Below are 1382 nucleotides of genomic sequence, written 5' to 3' on the forward strand. Positions count from 1 at the left end.
GGAATTTGAAAAGGTCATTTTTTTGACCTTAATCATTTATACCATAAATATACTCCTTATCTAAATGATAAAAAAGTTAAAAGCGATTTCCCTGGATTGATGCAAAAATATTTTGCATCAATCAAAATGGTTTTTATATTTGCACTCCCAAACGGGAGGAGTGGTAGTTCAGCCGGTTAGAATACATGCCTGTCACGCATGGGGTCGCGGGTTCGAGTCCCGTCCATTCCGCTAAGAAGGTGTCAAAACCCACCGAAAGCGCTTAAATCAATGATTTAGGCGCTTTTTTTATGTCAAAAGCGCTCGTTTCAGACTAAGTTTGGATCAAGCAGAATTCTTGTGGGGGAAAAAAAAATATTTGATTTGTGGAAATACTAATCAACACGCGTTCCCTTGTCATCATCCTACGAAACCCTCGTCCGTTTAATATTACCAGAAGGTATTTTAGAATACTTTGAACTTACAGATGTCCGGTCATCCGGAAACGGGCAACTGAATATTTACCTGGAGGAAAAGAACCTTGCTCCATCCGGTTATGATAAATCACAATTAGAATCGAAAGGCTTTCTACCGGAAACAGCTATTCAGGATTTTCCTATACGGGGACATAAAGTAGCATTATGTATTAAAAGGCGCAGATGGGAAGTAAAAGCAAGCGGTGAGATTATCACAAGAGACTGGGATTTAGTAAGAAAAGGTGCGCGGATGACAACAGAGTTCGGCACTTTTTTAAAAGGAATATTTGGATAATCACCCGATCAGCAGTCATTTATTAGGTAGATTATACCAGGTTGATGGCAAGCAGCTCGGCCAGCAATATAAAGACCACCTGAGTGACTTTCACAGCTGGGATCAAAAGGAACATGCAGAAGATTGGATGCTTTTCGCAGATAATATAGGCCCGTATCTAAGTATAGATGAAACGGCTTTAAGCAATGGCGAACTCTACACTATTGTTACCAACAAAGAAGCTAAAGGGAATAAAAGAGCGATAGTAGCGATGATCAAAGGCACGGGGGCTGAGCAGATCATTACGGTGCTGGAGAAAATCAGCCTAAGATCAAGGAATAAGGTAAAAGAAGTAACTATGGACATGGCGGCTAACATGATCAAAGCTATCCGCAGGTGTTTTAGTAATGCTGTACGTGTCGTGGACAGGTTCCATGTACAAAAGCTGGCTTATGATGCTGTGCAGGAAGCAAGAATAAAGTATCGTTGGGAAGCGCTTGATGCAGAAAGTAAGTTGATTGAAGAATCAAGAAGAAACAAACAATCCTATCAGCCAGATGAGATAGTCACAATTTAATCTGACAATTACGATTAATTAACGCACGTAATAGAGATTAGCATTATGACAATCCAAGCAAAGATCATCAAAAACA

The 1382-nt window shown here is 39.9% G+C and carries 2 protein-coding genes and 1 tRNA gene; all 3 read left to right on the forward strand.

Going from position 1 to position 1382, the window contains the following annotated elements; all coding sequences use genetic code 11:
* Positions 1–157: 157 nt before the first annotated feature.
* A tRNA-Asp gene (locus LX99_RS25290) sits at positions 158–231 on the forward strand.
* A gap of 162 nt (positions 232–393) precedes the next feature.
* A complete protein-coding gene (locus LX99_RS25295; RefSeq protein ID WP_109611130.1) occupies positions 394–750 on the forward strand; it encodes an ISAon1 family transposase N-terminal region protein in 357 nt (118 codons plus the stop codon).
* Entirely contained in the window at positions 743–1306 is a 564-nt protein-coding gene (locus tag LX99_RS25300; RefSeq protein ID WP_109611133.1) for an ISAon1 family transposase, read from the forward strand. Before LX99_RS25295 ends, LX99_RS25300 begins: the two co-directional genes overlap by 8 nt.
* Positions 1307–1382 lie beyond the last annotated feature (76 nt).

It is taken from the genome of Mucilaginibacter oryzae (assembly GCF_003148845.1).
GTDB classification, from domain to species: Bacteria; Bacteroidota; Bacteroidia; order Sphingobacteriales; family Sphingobacteriaceae; genus Mucilaginibacter; species Mucilaginibacter oryzae.